Origin of the sequence: Variovorax sp. 350MFTsu5.1 (assembly GCF_048302515.1) — a bacterium.
Lineage (GTDB): Bacteria > Pseudomonadota > Gammaproteobacteria > Burkholderiales > Burkholderiaceae_C > Variovorax > Variovorax guangxiensis.
The window spans coordinates 4,200,331-4,220,385 of sequence record NZ_CP157620.1; the positions used below are offsets into that span (position 1 = coordinate 4,200,331).

Below are 20,055 nucleotides of genomic sequence, written 5' to 3' on the forward strand. Positions count from 1 at the left end.
GGGAGCGGTCGCAGGGTCTTCGGCGCGGCTTGCCTATGATGGCCCCATCAAGGCAACCCGAACCGGAGACAACATGGCCGCAGACCGCTACCCCCTCGCCGAACTCAAGGACCTGCCCGAGGACATCCGCACCGCGATCCTTGCCGTGCAGGAGAAGGCAGGCTTCGTGCCGAACGTGTTCCTCGGCCTCGCGCGCCGCCCCGCCGAGTGGCGCGCCTTCTTCGCGTACCACGACGCGCTCATGCTCAAGGAGGAAGGCTCGCTCACCAAGGGCGACCGCGAGATGATCGTCACCACCACCAGCGCGGCCAACAAGTGCCTCTACTGCGTGGTGGCGCACGGCGCGCTGCTGCGCATCTACGAAAAGAAGCCGCTGGTGGCCGACCAGGTGGCGGTGAACTACCGCAAGGCCGACATCACCCCGCGCCAACGCGCGATGCTCGACTTTGCGATGAAGGTCTGCGAACGCTCGCACGAGATCGACGACAGCGACTTCCCGCCGCTGCATGCGCACGGCTTCGATGACGAGGACATCTGGGACATCGCCGCCATCACCGCCTTCTTCGGACTGAGCAACCGCCTGGCCAGCTTCAGCGGCATGCAGCCGAACAACGAGTTCTTCCTCATGGGGCGGGTGCCCCGCGAGAAGAAGCAAGACCCCGAATAAGCCCCTGCCTCAGCCCTTGGCGCGGCAGGAGGCCAGCGCGTCGAGCGCCGGCTTGTAGGTCGGCGTGGTCACGTCCATCACGCCCAGCACCGTGTGGTACAGGTTGTCGTGCGTGAGCGGCGCATCGAGCCCCGCTTCCATGCACGAGCGCGAGAGCTTGCGCCGCTCGCTCATGCCTTCGCTGAACCAGGTGACCATGGGCACGTGCTTCTGCGCATCGGGCGCGAAGCTGTACGGCACACCGTGCAGGAACAGGCCGAACTCGCCGAGCGATTCGCCGTGGTCGCTGATGTACAACATCGCCGGGTCGTACTGCTTCGACTGCGCCTTGAGCCAGTCGATGGTCTGGCCGAGGAAGCGGTCGGTCTGAACGATGGAGTTGTCGTACACGTTCATCAGCTCGGCATGGCCGCAGTCGGCGAGCGCGTTGGTCTTGCACTCGGGCAGGAAGCGCTTCACGTCGGGCGCCGAGCGCTTGTAGTAGGCCGGGCCGTGGCTGCCCATCTGGTGCATGACCAGCACCACGCCCTTGGCGCGGCGCTCGGCCGGCAGCGCGGCGATGCGCGCGTCCAGGCCCTTGAGCATGACATCGTCCAGGCATTCGTCGCCGTCGCACAGCGCCTTCTTGGTCGCTGCGTCGAGTCCGTCGAAGGCCGAAGCGTTCGGAATGCGCTCGCACACGCCCTTGCAACCGGCCTGGTTGTCGAGCCAGAACACGGCCAGGCCGGCTGCCTGCAGCACGTCGACCAGGGTTTCGTAGTCGTCCTTGCGCGACTCGTAGCCCTCCTTGCCCAGCGGCGAGAACATGCACGGCACCGAGGCCAGGGTGTTGGTGCCGCAGGAGCGCACCTCGCGATAGCTCAGCACGCCGCGCTTGGCCAGTTCCGGCGTTGTGTCGCGCGCGTAGCCGTTGAGGGCGAAGTGGTCGGCCCGTGCCGTCTCGCCCACCACCACCACGAAGAGCGGCGGCCTGGTCTGCGCCGCGTAGCTCGCGCCCAGCGCCGTTCCGGCGGTGATGGAAACCAGCTTGCCGCTGCGCTTGAAGAGCGGCTTGATGAAGAGCGCACCCGTCGAATAGAGCGATGCGATCGGGTTCATCATGTAGCGCAGGTGCACGTTGTTGCGCATCAGTGGCGCCAGCTCGCGGTTCATGGCCACTGCCGTGCCCACGGCCACGGCCACGGACAGCAGCAGCAGCCCCACGTTGCGCGCGAGCTTGGGCAGGAAGCGCATCGGCGCGACGCGCACGCGCCAGATCAGCCAGGCCGCGGGCAACACCACCACCGCCACGTTGAAGGCCATGCGCCAGCTCAGCAGGTCGCGCGCCTCGTTGGGGTCGGTCTGCAGCGCGTTGGCGATCATGGTGGGGTCCATGACCACGCGGTATTCGAGCATGTAGTGCTGCACCACCGCGGCCAGGATTACCACCAAAAGCCACAACGGCTTCATCCAGCGCGACCAGGCCGTGAACGACAGGATGGCCGCCGACCCGCACAGCGTGAGCAGGCTCATCGACACCACGGTCGACATGTAACTGCTGGGAGCGCCGCCGATGCGGGCCAGTTCGTTCCACAGCGGCCAGTTGGTGGTCAGTACCAGGTAGAGACTGAGCCAGAGGACGACCATGGCGGCCGAGCGCGGACGCTGCAACCAGAGGTCGAAGCGGGTCCACGGGGCGCCCGAAGGAGGCGACTGTGGCGTTTTTGACTCAGAAGTACCCACCCGTTCCAATGGAACAGGCGAAATTCGTGAAACAGACATGCGGCGAATGTAACGACGCCGCCTGAAGCGAGGCTGAATTGCCCCTTCAGTCCGTGTTCAGACTCGCCGCCCTGCGCAGCCGCAATCTTGCCGAGCGCCGCCGCGCCACCAGTGCGACCGAGGCAGCCTGGCTCATCGGCCGGCTGGCGCCCCGCTCCACCACGATCGCCACCAGCGCGCCCAGCATGGTCGCCGCCACGATGTCGGACGGGAAATGCAGGCCTAGGTACACCCGGCTCCACGCCACCAGGGCCGCCACCACCAGCGCCGCCAGCATGGGCGCGCGCGAGGGCAGGCACCAGAGCGCGAAGGCTGCGGCGAAGGTGCCGGCCGCGTGCATGCTCGGAAAGCCCGGGCGCACACCCTGCGGCACCCATTGGATGCCCAGGCCGTAGTAGGCGGGCCGGGGGATCGGCGCCACCATGCGGATAAGGCTCACGACGATCCACGCCGCCAGTACGCTCAGCAGCACGGTGAACAGCGCATAGCGCCAGCGCCGGCTGAACAGCGCGCACACGCCGATGGCCAGCGTCAGCAGGGCCGGCAGCAGGTCGGAGCAGAACTCGGCGAAGCGCAGGCTCCACGGCGGCACCGTGGCGCTCGCGTTGATCAGCCTGAAGAGGGCGAAATCAAGGCCCTGCATGCGCGGGCACCGCCGTGCTGGTCGAGCGCGAACCGAATCGCGCAACCGCCATCTCGATGACAAGGCCCACCGTCCAGCAGACCCAGGCCGTCCAGAGGGTGTGGCTCATGTAGTGCGCGCCGCGCAGTTGCTGGGCCACGCCCAACACCAGCCCCGCGGCCACGGCCGTCCAGAGCCAGATCGCCGCCGCGCGGGCCGACACCCGCCGCAGAACGAAGTACCCGCCCACGTAGGCGAAGGCCGCCGAGGCATGGCCGGCCGGGAAACAGCCGCCGGGACCGCCATCGCTCACGCCCCACGACCAGTGGGACACGTACCGCGCCACGCCGCCGAACTCCTGCAGGTCCCAGGGGCAGCTGGTGTGGCTCGCATGCTTGATCATGCTGACCGCGATCACCGAGCCGAGCACGGTCAGGGCCAGTTGCGCGCGGGAGCCGGTATCGAGGCGGCGCAGCACGCCGAAGGGCCAGCGGATCGCGGCGAACAGCAGGATCACCAGCGCCCAGCTGAGGTTGCGCGCGCCCTCATGCATGACGTGGACCATGAAGGGGTTCTCGCGCAGGGGAAAACCGAGTTGCGAGCCTGCCATGCGTGCCAGAAGCAGATCGCCGCCCGTCGCGTCCCAGGCCATCAGCGCAACCAGCGCGACAAGGGTGAAAACCCCCAGACGAAAAATGGGCGGACGAGTCATGGACGAAGGCAGGACTGAAAAACAGCCGCGAGCCTACGTTTGCGGAATGAACCGAGCCTGAAGCAAGATGAACCGAACCTGACTGAAAGGCCTGCTTCAGCCCGGGGACGCTAGACTCTTTTTCTCGTTGAAAGGACATGGCGTGCGCATATTGCTGGTCGAAGATGACACTGCATTGGCAGATGCCGTCTGCAGCTACCTTCTGGCCAAGGCCTTCGTGGTCGACGTGGCGCCGAGCCTGGCGGATGCACGCGGCGCGCTGCTGTCGGTGCAGTACGCGGCGGTGCTGCTCGACCTGCACCTGGGCGACGGAGACGGCCTCTCGCTGCTGCCCCAGATACGTGCCCTGCCCGAGCGCCCCATCGTCATCGTGCTGACCGCGCGCGACCAGGTGACCGACCGCATCCGCGGCCTGGACGCCGGCGCCGACGACTACCTGATCAAGCCCTACGACCCAGCCGAGCTGCTGGCGCGCCTGCGTGCGGTCGAGCGGCGGCGCAGCTCCAGCAGCTCGCCGGTGCTGCAGCTGGGCACGCTGGAGATCGACCTCGCCCACGACATGGTGCGCAAGCACGGCTCGCCGATCACTCTCACGCAGAAGGAATGGGCGCTGCTGCGCGTGATGGCCACCCGGCCCGAGCGCATCCACACGCGCGAGAACCTCGCCGACGCGCTGTACGGCTTCGGCGACGAGGCCGACAGCAACACGCTCGAAGTCTTCATCAGCCGCCTGCGGCGCAAGCTCGGCCGCAGCCACATCCAGACACTGCGCGGGCTGGGCTACCGGCTGTCGTTCTCGACGGACGAGGACGAATGACCCCGGCCAGCTTCGCCGCCGGGCGCGACTCGCTCGCCGGGCGGCTGACCCGCACGCTGATCCTGTGGGTCGGCGGCGTGTGGCTGCTTTGCGTGTTCGCGGTGGTCTGGTACGTGGACCGCGAGATCAACCACAACTTCGACAACGAACTGGTCGAGGTCTCGCACCGCATGTTCGCGATGGCGGTGCAGGAGCTCGAGAAGCTGCAGCACCCGGGCGAGCAGCAGCCGCGAGAGCCGCTTATCGCGCCCAAGCAGCTCTTCTCCGAGGACGCGGTGATCTACCAGATCGTCGACCTGCACGAGCATGTGCTGCTGCGCTCCGCGGAGACGCCCGCCGACACCTTCGACGTGCCGCTGGCCGCCGGCTTCGCGAACAACCCGACCTGGCGCATCTACACCGTGCGCCACCCGACGCTGGGCCTGTTCTTCCAGGTGGCCGACCCGCTGGACGAGAGGCGCCATGCGCTCAACCGCACGCTCTTCGGCTTGATCATTCCGCTGGGCGCGGTGCTCCCGCTGCTCGCGCTGGTGCTGCGCAACGTGGCCCGCACCGAACTCCGGGTGCTGCAGGAGCTGGCCGCGGAGATCGAGAAGCGCAGCGGCGCCGACCTGAGCCCGATCACCCTGCCCGGCCTGCCGAAGGAGCTGCGCACCGTCGGCGACCACGTCAACCGGCTGCTGGAGCGGCTCTCCCATTCGCTCGACGTGGAGCGCGCGCTGGCCGCCAATGCCGCGCACGAGCTCCGTACCCCGCTCGCGGCCGCGAGGCTGCGGCTGCAGACCGCGCTGGAGCACGACCTGCAGCGCAACGACGTGCAAGCCGCGCTCGACGCGCTGCGCACGCTGAGCCATCGCACGGAAAAGCTGCTGCAGCTCTCGCGCGCCGAATCGGGCGCCTCGCTCGCGCGCTCGCGGGTCGACCTCGTGCAGCTCGCCGGCACCGTGGCGCAGGACTTCTGGCAGGACCCGCAGAACAGCGAGCGCCTCGCGCTCAAGGTACCGGACAGCGGTGCCCCAGCGGCCCTCGGCGACGTCGACGCGCTCGCCATCGCGTTGCGCAACCTGGTGGAGAACGCGCTGCGCTATGGCGGCGGCCGCGTCGTCATCGAGGTGATGGGCCCCGCCACGCTGGCCGTGCGCGACTCCGGCAAGGGCGTCACGCCCGAGCAGCTCGCCACCCTGCGCGAGCGCCATGTGCGCCACAGCTCCGACCGCGCGGGCTACGGGCTGGGCATCTCCATCGTGGGCACCATCGTGGAGAAGCACGGCGCGAAGCTGGAGCTGTCTTCGCCTCCGGCGGGCGCGGCGCAGGGCTTCGAGGCGCGGATCGTGCTGCAGCAGGCCTGACCGCGCGAAGCGACCTCAGCGCCGGGCTACATCCTTCCTCGGCACGAAGCCGTAGGAGTTGTCGAAGCCGAATTGGCCGGCGGAGTACATCGCCGCCATCTTCTTCACGAGATGCTGCTGCACCGGTTTCGGCAGCGCGAAGTAGCTGGCGTTGGCCGTGGTCCTGCGGTCGCCGTCCAGGTTGCCGGTGATCGCGTGGATGGTCGCCTTGCGGCCCTGGTGGAAGGTGACGATCTTGATGCGCCCGACGAAATCGTCGTTGACGATGCGGTCGGCACCGTCTGGCTCGAAGAAGCGGTAGACGAGGATGGGATCGACCAATCCGTCGCCGTCGATGTCCGTGAGTTCGATGAGCTTCGAGCGGAAGTTGACGCCGGCCTCGTCCCTGCCTGGGAAGTCTCGGATCGACCACTCGGACGTCAGGCCGCCGCCGTCGGCACCGACCTTGTAGAGCGCGGCCTGGATGGCCGAAGAGAGCTTTTCCTCGGGGAACGGCAGGTCCTGCTTCTCGCCGAGCAGCAGGACGTGGCTGCCCGCCTTGTCCGAGTAGCAATAGCGCTTGAACACCGGAAGTTCGAACCCGACCTTCTTCAGCGCCTCGGCGTTCAGGTACGGCGCTCCGGCGGCGCACTCGGTACCGTTCTTGCCGGGTGGCGTCTGCGCATGGCTGCCGGTGGCGAGCGATGCGAGCAAGGCGACCGCCAGGAGCGTTCTTCTCATTCGGCGCTCACGAGCGCACGCAGCCAGTCGGGCAATGTCAGCGCCTTCTGCTTCGGGAAGTCGACCCAGATCGTGGTCGCGCCTCCGGCGGCGCAAATCACGTCGGGTTCGGCCTCGCGGGCCATGGTGGCCCAGCTCTCGAAGGTGGTGCGGCCCGGATCGCTCACGTACATCTTGAGCAGCACGTTGCCCGGGTACTCGATCTGCCGGTAGAAGTTGCAGAAGGCGTTGACGATCACCATGCCCTCGCCGTTGGGCTGCGGCTCGAAGCCGATGGAGTGCATCCAGTCGATGCGAGCGGTTTCGAGGTAGCGGAAGTAGGTGCCGTTGTTGAGGTGGCCCATGGCGTCCATGTCGCCCCAGCGGATGGGAATGGACGTTTCGTACACCAGCTTCTTCTTTTCGGGGATTTCGATTCTCATCGGTGCGCCTTGATGGATGCGAGGATGCCCAGCACGAACAGCGCCGCCGCGGCCCACTCGGTGGCCTGCGGCCAGCGGCCGTCCCAGACGAAGGAATACAGGAGCGCGAACAGCGTCTCGCTGACGATCAGCTGCCCGCAGAGACTGGCCGACAGCCGCTGGCTGGCCACGTTCCAGAGAATGGTCGCGAGCCACGACGAGCCGAAGCCGCTGGCCAGCGCGATCCACACGAAGAGCATGCCATCGGGCTGCGCCTGGAGCGTGGCCACGTCGCTGCCCGCGATGAGCCACAGCAGCAAGGCGCCGAGCCCGGTCGCCACGCCCAGCCAGTTGGCCCAGTCGGCCGCGTTGAGCCCGGTGTGGCGCTGCAGCCAGGCCGCGTTGAGCAGGCCGTACACCGTCCAGCTCGCCATGGCGGCCAACGCCAGCGCGATGCCCCAGCCGAAGCGGGCACCGGTCGCCTCGCCCGCGCCGTGCTGCGCCGACCATGCGCCATAGATCATCAGCGCGATGCCCGCGCCCGTGAGCAGCAGCCCCGGCAGCAGCGCGCTCATGCGCAGGCCTGCGGGGCGGCCCAGCAGCATCATCCAGACGGGAATCGTGCCGATGATGAGGCTGGGCACCTCCGTGCCCGCCGCCTGGATGCCGAAGGCCAGCAGCAGGTAGTAGCCGCTGAAGCCGAGCACGCTGAGCCCCAGCGCCGCGAGCGCCTGCCGCCCGTTGGGCCAGCGCACGGCGGCCGGCCGCGCGAACACCGCCAGCGCCGAGACGGCACCGAAGATGGCGAAGCGCGCTGCGGTGATGTCGACCATGCCGAAGTGGCCCACCATGCGCGGCGCCACGAAGGTCAGGCCCCAGAGCGCACCTGCGGCCAGCCCGGCCGCGATGCCGACCCACGCCCGCGGGCTCAGAGCGCGAACCCGTCGTCGGCCGCGATGACGGCGCCGTTCACGAAGTGGCTCTGGCCGCTGGCCAGCAGCACGATCAGGCCGTCGAGGTCTTCGGGCTTGCCCACGCGCTTGCGCGGCAGCATGTTGACCAGCTTGGTGCCGCCCTCGGTGCTCCAGTGCTCCTCGTTGAGCTCGGTCGTGATGTAGCCCGGGCACAGCGCGTTCACGTTGATGCCGAAGCGGCCCCACTCGAGCGCCATGGCCTTGGTCATCTGCACCACCGCGGCCTTGCTCATGCAGTAGGTGCCGATCTGCGGCATGACCTTGAGCGCCGCGGCGGAGGCGATGTTGATGATGCGCCCGCCGATGTAGGTGCCCGGCGCCGTGCCCCTGGCGCGGGCCAGCATGCGCTTGCCGACCTCCTGCGCCACGAAGAAGCTGCCCTTCACGTTGGTGTCGAAGATGTAGTCGTAGTCGTCGGGCGTCACGTCCTGCAGGCGCTGCGTGGTGCTCACGCCCGAGTTGTTGACCAGGATGTCGATGGGGCCCACCTCGGTCTCGGCGCGCGCCACGGCGGCCTTGATGCTGCCGATGTCGGTCACGTCGAGCTCGACCACGTGGGCGTCGTGGCCCTCGCCCTCGATGCGCGCACGCAGCTCCTTAAGCTTCTCGACGCGGCGGCTCGCCAGCACCACCGCCGCGCCGGCACGCGCCAGCGTCTTCGCGAACTGGGCACCGAGCCCGCTGGAGGCGCCGGTGACGAAGGCCACGCGGCCGGAGAGATCGATGCTGTAAGCCATGAACTGGATCCTGTGGAGTCGCGCAGGTGACGCGGGAAGTCCCGCCCGCGAGCGCTGGGGAGCATGCCGGACGCGACAGGGAGCATGCCTGGACGCCGCATAAAATGCCCCGCAATCCCGGGAAGCCCCCGCGTCTCGAAAAATCATTATCGATCCAACCCAGATGACCCACGACGAAATCCTCGCTCAGTTCGGCCCTCGCGAAGCCATGGAATACGACGTGGTCGTGGTCGGCGGCGGCCCGGCCGGCCTGTCGACCGCGATCCGGCTCAAGCAGCTCGCCGCGCAGCACGAGAAGGAGATTTCGGTCGTGGTGCTCGAGAAGGGCTCCGAGCCCGGCGCGCACATCCTCTCGGGCGCCATCATGGACCCGCGCGCGCTCAACGAGCTGCTGCCCGACTGGAAGGAACTCGGCGCCCCGCTGAACCAGCCGGTCACCGACGACGCGATGGTGTTCCTGGGCGAGAAGTCGGGCCTGCGCACCCCCAACCTCTTCCTGCCGGCCTGCTTCCAGAACCACGGCAACTACATCATCAGCCTGGGCGCCTTCACCAAGTGGCTGGCCCAGCAGGCAGAGAACCTGGGCGTGGAGATCTTCCCGGGCTTCCCAGCCGCCGAGGTGCTCTACAACGAAGACGGCTCGGTGCGCGGCGTGGCCACCGGCAACATGGGTGTCGGCAAGGACGGCGAGCCCACCGAGAACTTCCAGCTCGGCATGGAGCTGCTGGGCAAGTACACCGTGTTCGCCGAAGGCGCGCGCGGCCACCTGGGCCGCCAGCTCATCGCCAAATACAAGCTCGATGCCGGCAAGGACCCGCAGACCTACGGCATCGGCGTGAAGGAGGTCTGGGAAATCGACCCCAAGCGCCACCAGCCCGGCTTCGTGCTGCACACCGCCGGCTGGCCGATGAAGAGCGACACCTACGGCGGCGCCTTCCTCTATCACATGGAGGACAACAAGGTCACGATGGGCTTCATCACGGGCCTGGACTACAGCAACCCCTACCTGAGCCCCTTCGAGGAAATGCAGCGCTGGAAGCTGCACCCCAACATCCGCTGGTACCTGGAAGGCGACGAGTCCAAGGGCGTCAAGCCCGCCAAGCGAATCGGCTACGGCGCGCGCGCCATCACGGCCGGCGGCCTGATGTCACTGCCCAAGACGGTGTTCCCGGGCGGCGCACTGGTCGGCTGCGAGGCCGGCTATCTCAACGTGAGCCGCATCAAGGGCAGCCATGCCGCCATCAAGACCGGCATGCTGTGCGCCGAAGCCGCCTTCGACGCGGTCATGGCCGGCCGCCAGCACGACGAACTCACGGCCTACCCAGCCGCCTTCGAGAAGAGCTGGCTGCACACCGAGCTGAACAAGGCCCGCAACTTCAAGGCCTGGTTCAAGAAGGGCCTGGGCATCGCCACCTTCATGAACGGCGTCGAGCAATGGCTGCTCAAGGGCCACATCCCGTGGACGCTGCGCCGCGACAAGCCCGACCACCTGTACCTGAAGCCAGCTTCGGAGTGCAAGCCCATCGTCTACCCGAAGCCCGACGGCAAGCTCACCTTCGACCGCCTCTCCAGCGTGTTCATCAGCAACACCAACCATGAGGAGCAGCAGCCGGCCCACCTGACGCTCAAGGACGCGACGGTGCCCGTGAACATCAACCTGGCCAAGTTCGCCGGCCCCGAAAGCCGCTACTGCCCGGCCGGCGTGTACGAGTTCGTCGGCACCGACGACGGCAAGCAGCGCCTGCAGATCAACGCGCAGAACTGCGTGCACTGCAAGACCTGCGACATCAAGGACCCGACGCAGAACATCGTGTGGGTCACGCCCGAAGGTGGCGGCGGGCCGAACTACGTGGGGATGTAAGGCTCCCGGCCCTCTTGCCGCTCGAGGCCCTCTTCGGAGGGCCCTTTTCTTGGCCTGGCCGGAAGACCCGCCGCTTCAGGCAAGGTAAGAAGCCACTTCCCCGGGCGTGAGCATGCGCACGAGCGACACGCGCGACTTCTGCTCCGAATGGAGCACGCGGTTGAATCCGTTCCAGGTGCGGCTGGGCTTGTCCTGCGTGTCCAGCGCCACCAGCACCAGCCGCCCCTGCCTGCGGGCGTTCTCGCGCAGCGAGCCTTCGCCCCATGACCACGCCATGGGATCGACCAGCTCGCCGTTCCTGAAGGCATCGGCCTGCAGCCACAGGTACTCGGCGCAGTCGGTGTCGCGGCTTGCGGTCGCGCCCGCCTCGCGTGCGGGCGGCTGGATGCCGAGCGCCTTGGCGCGCTTGCGCATCAGCTTCTGCAGCAGCGAGAACGCGTGGAAGTTGTTGTTGATGGCGTGGGCCTTCACCACCATGCCGGTGCCGGAGGCCGGGAGCACCACCACCAGTTCGTCCTCGTAGGCCAGTTCGGCGGCACCCTGCAGGAAGTGCAGACCGTCGATCGGCAGCGAATCGTTGACGGCCAACGCATCGATGCGCGCCACCAGTTCGCCGTCGGCCAGCAGGGCGCGGTGGTTGCGCACGTCGCGCATGAGCATGGTCATGAGTGGAAGCACCAGCAGGCCAGCCGCGGCCTGCCGTGCCTCGACCTCGAAACGCTCCGGTGCAGACAGCGCGCCAAGGGCCGCCTCCGCAGCCTGCCATTCGGCGACTTCTTCAGGGTCTGCCTCTTCGCCATCGTCCTGAGGCTGTGTCGCGCAGAACGCTTCGAGCGAAACGAGCAGGCCGGCCATGAGTTCGAGCGCCGCGCCGAAGAGCAGGCGCGGGTCGGCCCCGTCCTCCACGAGCGCGCCACAGAACAGCGCCAGCAGCGCGGCCCGGTGGGGATGCAGACGAGGCAGTTCGTCGGCCGCCAGCTGCAGCACATCGTTCTTCTCGGGGCTCTCGATCACCGAAAGATAGAAATCCCTGATCTCCTTGCGCGAGAAGAACGAGGACTGGCTGTCGAGATCGGCGTCGACGCGCACCGGCTGCCGCACGGTCTCGAGGAAATCGGGTGGGAACTTGATCGTCATGGCGTCGTTGTTTCTGCACCGGGGGCGGGCTTTCGCACGGCAACGAGGCTGCGCGCCACGAACCCGGCGGCCGCGGCACTGACGATGGAGCCCGCGAGCGAGAAGCCTGGCCCCGCCAGGCCGGCGAGCGCTCCCGCGCAACCGCCCAGGAACATCCAGGCCACCAGGGTTCGCCTGCGCCGGTACTGCGGCGAAGGCTTCTCGGCGAACATGCCGTTCGCAACGAGCCATGCCACGGCAAGAAGCCACAAGACGATGACCGTGAGCATGCAGTGTCTCCTGTCGATGAGGGGCGCTCGGTCGCGACGGTTTCCGCTGCACAAGCTGAGATCGAGCATGCCACAGGCCTCCCGCCCTCGCCGCTGCCCGCTTATCCTCGAAGCTCTCAGGAGACAAGACAGGAGACCCGACCCATGCAGATCATCATCACCGGCGGCGCAGGCTTTCTGGGCGCGCGACTCGCGCGAACACTGCTCGCGCAAGGCGGCCTTTCACTGGCCGGCGCCGCGGCCCGTCCCATCGAGCGCATCACGCTGGTCGACCGCGCGGCCCCGCCGGCCGACCTGACGGCCGACGCGCGTATCAAGGCCATCACCGGCGACCTGAACGACCAGCTCTCGGCGCAGGCCGATGCCACGCCCTGGCGCGAGGCCGACGCCATCTTCCACCTGGCGGCCGCGGTGAGCGGCGAATGCGAGGCCGACTTCGATCTCGGCATGCGCAGCAACTTCGCCGCCACGCATGCGCTGCTCGAGCGGGTTCGCGCTCTCGGCACGAAGCCGGTGCTGGTCTTCGCCAGCTCGCTCGCGGTGTTCGGCGATTCGCCCGAGCAGCCGCTGCCTAAGGTGATCGAGGATCACACGCTTCCCACGCCGCAGACCAGCTACGGCATCCAGAAATTCATTGGTGAACAGCTGGTGGCCGATTTCACGCGCAAGGGCTTCGTGCGCGGGCGCAGCGTGCGGCTCATGACGGTGAGCGTGCGCCCGGGCAAGCCCAACGGGGCGGCCTCGGGCTTCTTCAGCGGAATGATCCGCGAGCCGCTGGCGGGGCTGCGCGCGGCCTGCCCGGTGCCCGACGAGACGCCTGTCGCCATCGCGTCACCGGCTCGCACCATCGAGGGCATCATCCGCGCCGCCGAGGCGAGCGATGCGCAATGGGGACCACGCACCGCGCTGAACCTGCCTTCGCTGCCGACCACGGTGGGCGAGATGGCCGCGGCGCTGGAGCGCGTGGCCGGCAAGGCCGCCACCGCCTTGCTCGACCGCACGCCCGACCCGGCGATCATGCGCATCGTGAAGACCTGGCCGGGGCGCATCGAAACGGCGCGCGCGAAGGCGCTGGGCCTGGCGGCGGACGACAGCTTCGAGGCCGTCATCCGCGAATACGTCCGTGAAAATCCCGACGCGGTGAAGCTCCCCGGTGTTGCATAGTCCGTTGCGCCTGACGCGCACCTGACCCCAACCCCCGGAGACATCATGAAACTCGGCCACATCGCCGCCGCCTGCCTTTCGTTCGCCCTGGGCGCTTCCGCCTTCGCCCAGGCACCCACCGTTCTCAAGATCGGCTACGCGACCTCCAAGGAGTCGCACTACGGCGTTGGCTCCACGGTGTTCTGCGACGAGATCGAGAAGGGCACACAAGGCCGCTACAAGTGCCAGCACTTCGCCAACTCGGCGCTGGGCGGCGAGCGCGAGCAGATCGAGGCCATCCAGCTCGGCACGCAGGACCTGGTCAACACCTCGACCGGCCCGGTGGGCAACTTCGTGCCCGAGGTGAAGATTGTTGACATTCCCTTCCTCTTCCGCGACTACGACCACGCGCGCAAGGTGATGGACGGCCCCATCGGCCAGGACATCCTGACCAAGTTCCCGAGCAAGGGCATCATCGCGCTGGCCTGGACGGAGAACGGCTTCCGCCACATGACGAACAGCAAGCGCGACATCGTCAAGCCCACCGACGCGGCCGGCCTGAAGATGCGCACCATGGAAAACAAGGTGCACATGGACGGCTACCGCACCTTCGGCATCCTGCCCACGCCGATGGCCTTCCCCGAGCTCTTCGGCGCGCTGCAGCAGGGCACGGTCGACGGGCAGGAGAACCCGATTCCGGTGATCCTGGCCTCGAAGTTCTCGCAGGTGCAGAAGCACCTCTCGCTCACGGGCCACGTGTATTCGCCGGCGCTCCTGCTGCTGTCGCCGAAGGTGTGGAACAAGCTCTCGGACGCCGACAAGAAGGTGTTTACCGAGGCCGCGAAGAAGGCCGCCGTCGCCCAGCGCAAGAAGGTGAACGACGACGAGAACAACGGCATCGCGCAGCTCGAGAAGGACGGCATGAAGGTCACGCGCACCGTCGACGGCGCTGCCTTCCGCGAGGCGCTGAAGCCGGCGTACGTGAGCTACGCCAAGGAATTCGGCGCGGACAACATCAAGAAGATTACGGACGTCAAGTAAGCCGTCCCGAGCCGGTCTTCCGGCAACGCGCCCGGTCCGCCACAGTGCGCCGGGCGCTTCGTTTTTTCTTCTCTCCCGAAACAACAGAGAACAACTCAAAGTGCAAGCCTTCGAGCGCTACTTTCTCGCCGCCAACCGCTGGGCGCTGATTCTTCTGCTGGCCGCCATGTCGGTCATCATCTTCACCAACGTCGTGCTGCGCTACACCACCAGCCAGTCGCTCGAATGGGCGGAAGAGGTGTCGCGCCACATGATGATCTGGCTCACCTTCCTGGGCGCCGGGCCGGTGCTGCGCTACGGCGGGCACATCGCGGTCGAGAACCTGCAGGACGCGCTGCCGCGCAGCGCCGCGGTAGCGCTGCGCATCGTGGTGGCGGGGCTGCTCTTCGCCTTCTTCGGCTTCATGGTGTGGTACGGCTGGCTCTACATGCAGCGCACGATGTTCCAGCTCACCGCCGTCACGCAGATTCCGTTCGCCTACATCTACAGCGCGATGCTCTTCGGCGGCGTGCTGCTCGTCGTGCACTGGCTGCTGGTGGTGCGCGGCTACGTGCTGAACCGCGAGTTCGCGTCCGACGCGCACTTCGACGCCAACGCCAGCGCGTCGCTGTAAGGAGAACGACCATGGATGCAAGCCTCGTTCTCATCGTCTCCGCCTGCGTGTTCCTGGCCATCGGCGTGCCGGTGGCCTTCGCGCTGGGCCTTTCCACCGCCACCACGCTGATCCTGGCGGAAAACTATCCGCTGATGGTGCTGCTGAAAGAAACCTTCACCGGCATCGACAGCTTTCCGCTGATGGCGGTGCCCTTTTTCATCCTGGCTGCCGAGCTCATGAGCGGCGGCTCGCTCACCGAGGTGCTGCTGCGTTTCGCGGGCCAGTTCGTGGGCCACCGGCGCGGCGGGCTGGGCTACACCAACGTGGTGTCGCTGACCTTCTTCTCTGGCATCTCGGGCTCGGCGCTGGCCGACGCAGCGGGGCCGGGGTCGATGCTCATCAAGATGATGGACAAGGCCGGCTACGACCGCTCCTACGCGGCGGCGCTCACCGCCTCGACCGCGATCGTGGGGCCGATCATTCCACCCTCGATCATCATGATCATCTACGCGCTGCAGGACGAGACGGTCTCGGTCGGCACGCTCTTCGCAGCGGGCATCCTGCCGGGCATCCTGATCGCGGTGGCGATGTGCCTGGTGAACTTCTACGTCTCGAAGAAACGCAACTACAAGGGCGACGGGCAGACACCGCCGCTGCGTGAGATCCTCATCACGACCTGGAAGGCGATTCCCGCGATCCTGCTGCCGGTGGTCATCCTGGGCGGCATGCGCGCGGGCTGGTTTACGCCCACCGAGGCCTCGGTGGTGGCGGTGTTCTACGCGCTGGTGTGCGGCAAGTTCGTCTACCGCACGCTCGAATGGAAGGCGCTGCCGGACATTCTTTCGCGCTCGGCCCTGCTGTCGGCCTCGGTGCTGATCATCATCGGCCTGTCGGCCTCGTTCGCGTGGATCCTGACCATCGAGGGCATTCCGCAGCAGATGGCCGAGTGGCTCATCGGCATGAACCTCTCGCCGTGGATGTTCCTGATCATCGTCAACATCTTCCTGCTGCTCTTCGGCATCTTCATCGAGCCGCTGCCCGGCGTGATGGTGCTGGCGCCGATCCTCGCGCCGGTGGCGGTGAAGCTGGGCGTCGACCCGGTGCACTTCGCGATGATCGTGATCTTCAACCTCACGCTGGGCATGATCACGCCACCGGTCGGCGGACTGCTGTTCGTGACCTGCAACGTGTCGAAGGTGCCGATGACGGCGCTGGTGAAGGAACTGGTGCCGTTCCTGTGGGCGCACGGCGCGGTGCTGCTCATCCTGACCTTCGTGCCGGCGCTGAGCACCTGGCTGCCGCACACGCTAGGGTTCAAGTAGCGCCGCAAGCTGCGGCGCTCAGCCCGGCCGGTGCAGGTACTGGCTCGGCGGCACGCCCAGCGTGCGCCGGAACATCGCGGTGAAGGCGCTCGGGCTCTCGTAGCCGTGGGCCAGCGCCACTTCAAGAATCGACGCACCCGCCGCCAGCCGGGGCAGGCTCAGCAGCAGCCTCGCCTGCCGGCACCACGCACCGAAGTTCATGCCCGTCTCGCGCTGGAACAGGCGCGCGAGCGTGCGGGTGTTCATGTGCAGACGCGAGGCCCAGTCGTCCAGCGTCGCGGGCAGCGAGGGGTCGCGCACCAGCTCTTCGCACAGCGCGGCCAGCCGGGCGTGGCGCGGCATCGGCACGTACAGCGAGAGCGCAGGCGCGGCCTCGATCTCGTCGAGGATCAGCTCCATCACGCGCTCGTCGCGGCCGCCCGGCGCGTAGTCCAGCGGCAGCGACACGGCCGTGACGATCAGCTCCCGCAGCAGCGCGCCGACGTGGATCACGCGGCATTCGCTGCCCAGGTCGGCCCGCGTGCCGGGTTCGACGAACACGGTGCGCATGCGCACCTCGCCCGCCATGCGGATCTGGTGCTCCATGCCGCCGGGCACCCACACGCCGCGACCGGTCGGCACCACCCAGCTGCCGGCGGCGGCGCTCACCAGCATCACGCCCGAGATCGCGTGGATGAGCTGGCCGCGCCGGTGCGTGTGCGGCGGAATGAAGGCATCGCCCGCCGGGTCGGTCGCCAGCACCGCGACGGCGCGCGGGGTCGACTCGCCGTGCTCCGGCCGGAGATCAATTTCTTTGTCCATTTCTCGACGATGCTTGCCAATTCGTAGCAGGAACATCTTCTCACGGCTTCCTACGATGCTTTTTTCCACTCCTCCCGCAAACGAAAGAAGCATCCGTCATGAACAAGCGCCGACTCGGGCTGCTCACCGGCACCCATGCCGTCAACGACCTCTACCAGGGCCTCGTGCCCGCCCTGCTGCCCTTCATGGTGCTGGAGCGCGGCTACAGCTACACGGCAGTCAGCGGCCTGATGCTGGCGGCCACGGGCCTGTCGAGCGTGGTGCAGCCCCTCTTCGGCCTGTACGCCGACCGGCACCCGCGCAGCTGGCTGGTGCCCACGGGCTTCCTTGTCGCCGCGCTGGGCGTGGTGCTGGCGGGGCTGGGCCAGAGCTACCTGCTGACCTGGATCGCGATGGCGCTGTGCGGGCTGGGCATCGCGGCCTACCACCCACCGGCCACGGTGGCGGCGCGCGCGGCCGGCGGCGGCTCGCAGAAGGCGATGAGCGTGTTCTCGGTGGGCGGCACCATCGGCGCCTCTTTCGCGCCGGTGCTGGCGGCCACCGTCGTGGGCGGCGGCAGCCTGTCGCACAGCTACCTGTTGGGCGTGCCGGCGCTGGCGATGGGCGTGGTGTGGTTCGCCGTGAACGCGCGGCGCGGCGCGGCCTCGGGCAACGCAGCAGCGGCCCGCAAGGCCGGCGACCACCTGATGAAGCCCCACAACGACTGGCGTGCCTTCGGGCTGCTGGTGGCGACCATCGTGGGCTGGTCGATTCCGTACGTCACGGTGATGTCGATGCTGTCGCTGCGCATCACGCGCGACCTGCAAGGTTCGGCCTTCCAGGGCGCGGCGGCGCTCACCATGTTCACGGCGGCGGGCGCCGTGGGCACGCTGATCGGCGGCTGGCTGGGCGACCGCATCGGGCGCATGGGCACGATTCGCGCCGGTTATCTGCTTGCACTGCCCTCGCTCGCGGGCATCGTGCTCGCCCCGAGCGCAGGATGGGCGCTTGCCTGCACCGCGCTCTTCGGCCTGTGCATGTTCCTGCCCTTCGCCGCGCAGGTGACGCTCGCGCAGGACTATCTGCCGCGCAACCCGGCCACGGCCAGCGGCATCGCGCTGGGGCTGGCGCTTTCGGTGGGCGGGCTGGTGTCGCCGCTCTTCGGCATGCTCTCGGACGCGCGCGGCCTCGGCGTGACGCTGACGGCAGTGCTCTGCGTGCTGTGCGTGGCGACGGTCTTCGCGCTGCGGCTGCGCAACCGCGCCATACAGGCGATGCCGGCCGACGCCGAGGGGGCCGCCGCCTGACAGCGACCCGGCGCATGTTCGCTGCCAGAATCGGGCGCAGGGCCGAAGGGCCGGCGAAACGACAAGGAGGGACACCGCGCCATGAATCGATTCCTGAGCTGCCTACTGGGGAGCGTGCTGCTGGCTCCGGCGGCCTTCGCCGCCGGGCCGGCAACGACGGTCGCGCCGGCAGCCGCCGCCGCACCGGCCGATCCCGCAGCAGGCATCCGCGAAGTCGAAGCCGCAGTGCGCGCCTGGGCCGCCGCATGGTCCGCACGCGACGTGGCCCGCTACCTCGCCGCCTATGCGAGCGACTTCACACCCCCGCGCGGCCAGGATCGCAAGGCATGGGAGACCGATCGCCGCACGCGCATCGAAGAGAAGGCCGCCATCAGCGTGGAGATCGACAGCCTCGTCATCAGCCTCAAGGGGCAGGCGGCCACCGCCAGCTTCCAGCAGACCTACAGCGCCGACAAGCTGCGCGAGAAGAGCCGCAAGACGCTGGAGCTGCAGCGCGTGGAGGGCCGCTGGCTCATCCGCAAGGAGAGCGCGGGCGGCTGAGGCAGGCGCCCGGACGAGGCGGGACGCAATGGCCCTGTAAGCCAAACGGTTCACGAAGGTGTCACCACTTGCAACCATGCTGCAGCCTTCGTTTCCCCAAAGCTGTGGCTGCCATGTTTCCCACCAAGACCGACAAGGCGCGCAACGAACTCCAGGGCGGACAGCGCACGCTCACCCAGCGCGAACGCGCCCTGCTGCTGATGGCCGACGGCCGGCGCTCCCTGACCGACTTCAGTCCCCTCTTCCCCAACCGCGATGAAGCCGAGCGGACGATCCAGGCGCTGATCGACAAGGGCTACCTGCAGGGCACGAAGGCCGCGGCGGCGGAAGCCGAGCCCCCCGCACAGCCCGCGCCCTCGCCCATCCCCGCCGTCGAGCCGATCCAGGTCGCCACCTCGGCCGACACCTTCGACGGCAAGCGTTCGCTGGCGACCACGCGCATGTTCCTGTTCGACATCTGCGAGCGCATGTTCGTGCGCCGCGACCCGAAGTTCGCGCTGCAGATGCGCGACGCCCTGCGCGAGGCGCGCGACCGCAACGCCATGCTGACCATCGCCGCGCTGATGCTCACCGAGATCGAGAAGACCGCGGGCGCGGAGCGCGCCGAGTCGCTGCGCGAGCGCATCGACCGGCTGCTGCCGCCGGCCGAAGTGATTCACTGAGGACTTCGATCGGGGCGATGGCCGCCACGGCCTGTGACACCATCGCCGGGTGAATTCCCCGCTTCCCGCCTCCACCTCGTTGTCCGAGCGCCTTCGCAGCTGGGCCAGGCGCCTCAAGCGCGACGGCGTCACCCTCTGGTTCGCCTGCCGGCACGCCTCCACGCCCTGGTATGCGAAGGCGCTGGGTGTTTTCGTGGTGGCCTATGCGCTCAGCCCGATCGACCTGATCCCCGACTTCATTCCGGTGCTGGGCTACGTCGACGACGTGCTGCTGCTGCCGGGGCTGATCTGGCTCACGATCCGGCTGATTCCCGCGTCCGTGCTCGCCGAATGCCGCGAGCGGGCCGATGCCTGGATGCAAAGCTCGGGCTCGAGGCCGACCAGCCGCTGGGGCGCCGCGCTGGTCGTGGCCGTGTGGATCGCGGTCGCCGCAGGGGCGTGGTACCTGTGGGTGCGCTGAGCGCATCGAGAAGATGGTCGTTGCGGAGCGCGCCGAATCGCTGCGAATGAAAAGCCGGCCGACGCCAGCGGCTTCGGCATTGCTTCACCGTGTCCGACCGTACATCGGACATCTGGAACCGGTGGTCATGAATCTTGCGGATGCGAAGCGCTGCAAGGTGTACGCTGAACCGAGCAAG

General features: G+C 68.0%; 22 protein-coding genes. 12 read left to right on the top strand and 10 right to left on the bottom strand.

Annotation, left to right across the window (positions count from 1 at the left end; genetic code table 11):
* Window positions 1-73 precede the first annotated feature (73 nt).
* Window positions 74-667, top strand: a complete 594-nt coding sequence (locus ABL843_RS19110) for a peroxidase-related enzyme (protein WP_126021929.1) — start codon at window positions 74-76, stop codon at window positions 665-667.
* A gap of 9 nt (window positions 668-676) precedes the next feature.
* Here ABL843_RS19110 and ABL843_RS19115 read toward each other — a convergent pair whose 3' ends face one another.
* The 3 genes from ABL843_RS19115 to ABL843_RS19125 are packed head-to-tail and all read right to left on the bottom strand — an operon-like array spanning window position 677 to window position 3,762.
* A complete protein-coding gene (locus ABL843_RS19115; protein ID WP_418116882.1) occupies window positions 677-2,428 on the bottom strand; it encodes a phosphoethanolamine transferase in 1,752 nt (583 codons plus the stop codon).
* Between the two features lie 46 nt (window positions 2,429-2,474).
* Complete coding sequence (locus ABL843_RS19120; protein ID WP_418116883.1) at window positions 2,475-3,071, bottom strand: phosphatase PAP2 family protein; 597 nt, start codon at window positions 3,069-3,071, stop codon at window positions 2,475-2,477.
* A complete protein-coding gene (locus ABL843_RS19125) occupies window positions 3,058-3,762 on the bottom strand; it encodes a phosphatase PAP2 family protein (RefSeq protein WP_418116884.1) in 705 nt (234 codons plus the stop codon). Before ABL843_RS19125 ends, ABL843_RS19120 begins: the two co-directional genes overlap by 14 nt.
* Before the next feature lie 142 nt (window positions 3,763-3,904).
* Here ABL843_RS19125 and ABL843_RS19130 point away from each other — a divergent pair, with 142 nt between their 5' ends.
* Together ABL843_RS19130 and ABL843_RS19135 are read left to right on the top strand one after the other, a co-directional pair.
* Window positions 3,905-4,579, top strand: coding sequence for a response regulator transcription factor (locus tag ABL843_RS19130; RefSeq protein ID WP_126021925.1), 675 nt, complete (start codon window positions 3,905-3,907; stop codon window positions 4,577-4,579).
* Entirely contained in the window at window positions 4,576-5,928 is a 1,353-nt protein-coding gene (locus ABL843_RS19135) for a sensor histidine kinase (protein WP_184636915.1), read from the top strand. The genes ABL843_RS19130 and ABL843_RS19135 overlap by 4 nt, the downstream gene beginning before the upstream one ends.
* 15 nt (window positions 5,929-5,943) lie before the next feature.
* On the opposite strand, the gene ABL843_RS19140 is transcribed toward ABL843_RS19135, so the two are convergent.
* From ABL843_RS19140 to ABL843_RS19155, 4 genes are read right to left on the bottom strand one after another with little or no spacing between them, the layout of a single operon-like run.
* Complete coding sequence (locus ABL843_RS19140; RefSeq protein ID WP_418116885.1) at window positions 5,944-6,648, bottom strand: M949_RS01915 family surface polysaccharide biosynthesis protein; 705 nt, start codon at window positions 6,646-6,648, stop codon at window positions 5,944-5,946.
* The gene (locus ABL843_RS19145) at window positions 6,645-7,070 is read right to left on the bottom strand and encodes an acyl-CoA thioesterase (protein WP_126021922.1); all 426 of its coding nucleotides are present in this window, start codon (window positions 7,068-7,070) and stop codon (window positions 6,645-6,647) included. The genes ABL843_RS19140 and ABL843_RS19145 overlap by 4 nt, the downstream gene beginning before the upstream one ends.
* Complete coding sequence (locus ABL843_RS19150; protein ID WP_418120490.1) at window positions 7,067-7,957, bottom strand: DMT family transporter; 891 nt, start codon at window positions 7,955-7,957, stop codon at window positions 7,067-7,069. Before ABL843_RS19150 ends, ABL843_RS19145 begins: the two co-directional genes overlap by 4 nt.
* A gap of 20 nt (window positions 7,958-7,977) precedes the next feature.
* Window positions 7,978-8,760, bottom strand: coding sequence for an SDR family oxidoreductase (locus ABL843_RS19155; protein WP_126021921.1), 783 nt, complete (start codon window positions 8,758-8,760; stop codon window positions 7,978-7,980).
* Window positions 8,761-8,923: 163 nt separating this feature from the next.
* On the opposite strand from ABL843_RS19155, the gene ABL843_RS19160 reads away from it, so the two are divergent.
* Window positions 8,924-10,621 (top strand): electron transfer flavoprotein-ubiquinone oxidoreductase, encoded by a 1,698-nt coding sequence (locus ABL843_RS19160; protein ID WP_418116886.1) that lies wholly within the window; start codon window positions 8,924-8,926, stop codon window positions 10,619-10,621.
* Between the two features lie 75 nt (window positions 10,622-10,696).
* Here the strand turns inward: ABL843_RS19160 and ABL843_RS19165 are convergent, their stop codons facing one another.
* Both ABL843_RS19165 and ABL843_RS19170 read right to left on the bottom strand, forming a co-directional pair.
* On the bottom strand, window positions 10,697-11,758 hold the full coding sequence (locus tag ABL843_RS19165; protein WP_418116887.1) for a hypothetical protein: 1,062 nt from the start codon (window positions 11,756-11,758) through the stop codon (window positions 10,697-10,699).
* Window positions 11,755-12,027: a hypothetical protein gene (locus ABL843_RS19170; protein WP_418116888.1), complete on the bottom strand. Its 273-nt coding sequence runs from the start codon at window positions 12,025-12,027 to the stop codon at window positions 11,755-11,757. The genes ABL843_RS19165 and ABL843_RS19170 overlap by 4 nt, the downstream gene beginning before the upstream one ends.
* A 144-nt stretch (window positions 12,028-12,171) precedes the next feature.
* Between ABL843_RS19170 and denD the strand changes: the two genes are divergently transcribed.
* The 4 genes from denD (at window position 12,172) to ABL843_RS19190 (ending at window position 16,128) form a co-directional block, all read left to right on the top strand.
* Window positions 12,172-13,191 carry a D-erythronate dehydrogenase gene (denD, locus tag ABL843_RS19175; protein ID WP_418116889.1) on the top strand — a complete coding sequence of 340 codons (1,020 nt, stop codon included), beginning with the start codon at window positions 12,172-12,174 and terminating at the stop codon, window positions 13,189-13,191.
* A gap of 45 nt (window positions 13,192-13,236) precedes the next feature.
* Complete coding sequence (locus ABL843_RS19180) at window positions 13,237-14,211, top strand: TRAP transporter substrate-binding protein (RefSeq protein WP_184636904.1); 975 nt, start codon at window positions 13,237-13,239, stop codon at window positions 14,209-14,211.
* Window positions 14,212-14,311: 100 nt separating this feature from the next.
* Complete coding sequence (locus ABL843_RS19185) at window positions 14,312-14,824, top strand: TRAP transporter small permease (protein WP_176666913.1); 513 nt, start codon at window positions 14,312-14,314, stop codon at window positions 14,822-14,824.
* 11 nt (window positions 14,825-14,835) lie between these two features.
* Entirely contained in the window at window positions 14,836-16,128 is a 1,293-nt protein-coding gene (locus ABL843_RS19190; RefSeq protein WP_184636902.1) for a TRAP transporter large permease, read from the top strand.
* A gap of 18 nt (window positions 16,129-16,146) precedes the next feature.
* On the opposite strand, the gene ABL843_RS19195 is transcribed toward ABL843_RS19190, so the two are convergent.
* Window positions 16,147-16,929 (bottom strand): AraC family transcriptional regulator, encoded by a 783-nt coding sequence (locus ABL843_RS19195; protein WP_369661761.1) that lies wholly within the window; start codon window positions 16,927-16,929, stop codon window positions 16,147-16,149.
* A 98-nt stretch (window positions 16,930-17,027) separates the two neighbouring features.
* Here ABL843_RS19195 and ABL843_RS19200 point away from each other — a divergent pair, with 98 nt between their 5' ends.
* The 4 genes from ABL843_RS19200 (at window position 17,028) to ABL843_RS19215 (ending at window position 19,877) form a co-directional block, all read left to right on the top strand.
* On the top strand, window positions 17,028-18,215 hold the full coding sequence (locus ABL843_RS19200; protein WP_418116890.1) for an MFS transporter: 1,188 nt from the start codon (window positions 17,028-17,030) through the stop codon (window positions 18,213-18,215).
* A gap of 81 nt (window positions 18,216-18,296) precedes the next feature.
* Entirely contained in the window at window positions 18,297-18,755 is a 459-nt protein-coding gene (locus ABL843_RS19205; protein WP_418116892.1) for a hypothetical protein, read from the top strand.
* A 113-nt stretch (window positions 18,756-18,868) separates the two neighbouring features.
* Window positions 18,869-19,417, top strand: coding sequence for a hypothetical protein (locus ABL843_RS19210; protein WP_126021911.1), 549 nt, complete (start codon window positions 18,869-18,871; stop codon window positions 19,415-19,417).
* A gap of 49 nt (window positions 19,418-19,466) precedes the next feature.
* The gene (locus tag ABL843_RS19215) at window positions 19,467-19,877 is read left to right on the top strand and encodes a YkvA family protein (protein WP_418116893.1); all 411 of its coding nucleotides are present in this window, start codon (window positions 19,467-19,469) and stop codon (window positions 19,875-19,877) included.
* Window positions 19,878-20,055: the final 178 nt, after the last annotated feature.

Excerpts from the sequence above, each read along its gene's own strand:
- ABL843_RS19135 (WP_184636915.1), top strand. The coding sequence starts at position 4,576 with ATGACCCCGGCCAGCTTCGCCGCCGGGCGCGACTCGCTCGCCGGGCGG.
- denD (WP_418116889.1), top strand. The coding sequence starts at position 12,172 with ATGCAGATCATCATCACCGGCGGCGCAGGCTTTCTGGGCGCGCGACTC.
- ABL843_RS19200 (WP_418116890.1), top strand. The coding sequence starts at position 17,028 with ATGAACAAGCGCCGACTCGGGCTGCTCACCGGCACCCATGCCGTCAAC.
- ABL843_RS19155 (WP_126021921.1), bottom strand. The coding sequence starts at position 8,760 with ATGGCTTACAGCATCGATCTCTCCGGCCGCGTGGCCTTCGTCACCGGC.
- ABL843_RS19120 (WP_418116883.1), bottom strand. The coding sequence starts at position 3,071 with ATGCAGGGCCTTGATTTCGCCCTCTTCAGGCTGATCAACGCGAGCGCC.
- ABL843_RS19125 (WP_418116884.1), bottom strand. The coding sequence starts at position 3,762 with ATGACTCGTCCGCCCATTTTTCGTCTGGGGGTTTTCACCCTTGTCGCG.
- ABL843_RS19160 (WP_418116886.1), top strand. The coding sequence starts at position 8,924 with ATGACCCACGACGAAATCCTCGCTCAGTTCGGCCCTCGCGAAGCCATG.
- ABL843_RS19190 (WP_184636902.1), top strand. The coding sequence starts at position 14,836 with ATGGATGCAAGCCTCGTTCTCATCGTCTCCGCCTGCGTGTTCCTGGCC.
- ABL843_RS19180 (WP_184636904.1), top strand. The coding sequence starts at position 13,237 with ATGAAACTCGGCCACATCGCCGCCGCCTGCCTTTCGTTCGCCCTGGGC.
- ABL843_RS19210 (WP_126021911.1), top strand. The coding sequence starts at position 18,869 with ATGTTTCCCACCAAGACCGACAAGGCGCGCAACGAACTCCAGGGCGGA.
- ABL843_RS19170 (WP_418116888.1), bottom strand. The coding sequence starts at position 12,027 with ATGCTCACGGTCATCGTCTTGTGGCTTCTTGCCGTGGCATGGCTCGTT.
- ABL843_RS19165 (WP_418116887.1), bottom strand. The coding sequence starts at position 11,758 with ATGACGATCAAGTTCCCACCCGATTTCCTCGAGACCGTGCGGCAGCCG.
- ABL843_RS19140 (WP_418116885.1), bottom strand. The coding sequence starts at position 6,648 with ATGAGAAGAACGCTCCTGGCGGTCGCCTTGCTCGCATCGCTCGCCACC.
- ABL843_RS19205 (WP_418116892.1), top strand. The coding sequence starts at position 18,297 with ATGAATCGATTCCTGAGCTGCCTACTGGGGAGCGTGCTGCTGGCTCCG.
- ABL843_RS19110 (WP_126021929.1), top strand. The coding sequence starts at position 74 with ATGGCCGCAGACCGCTACCCCCTCGCCGAACTCAAGGACCTGCCCGAG.
- ABL843_RS19115 (WP_418116882.1), bottom strand. The coding sequence starts at position 2,428 with ATGTCTGTTTCACGAATTTCGCCTGTTCCATTGGAACGGGTGGGTACT.
- ABL843_RS19195 (WP_369661761.1), bottom strand. The coding sequence starts at position 16,929 with ATGGACAAAGAAATTGATCTCCGGCCGGAGCACGGCGAGTCGACCCCG.
- ABL843_RS19145 (WP_126021922.1), bottom strand. The coding sequence starts at position 7,070 with ATGAGAATCGAAATCCCCGAAAAGAAGAAGCTGGTGTACGAAACGTCC.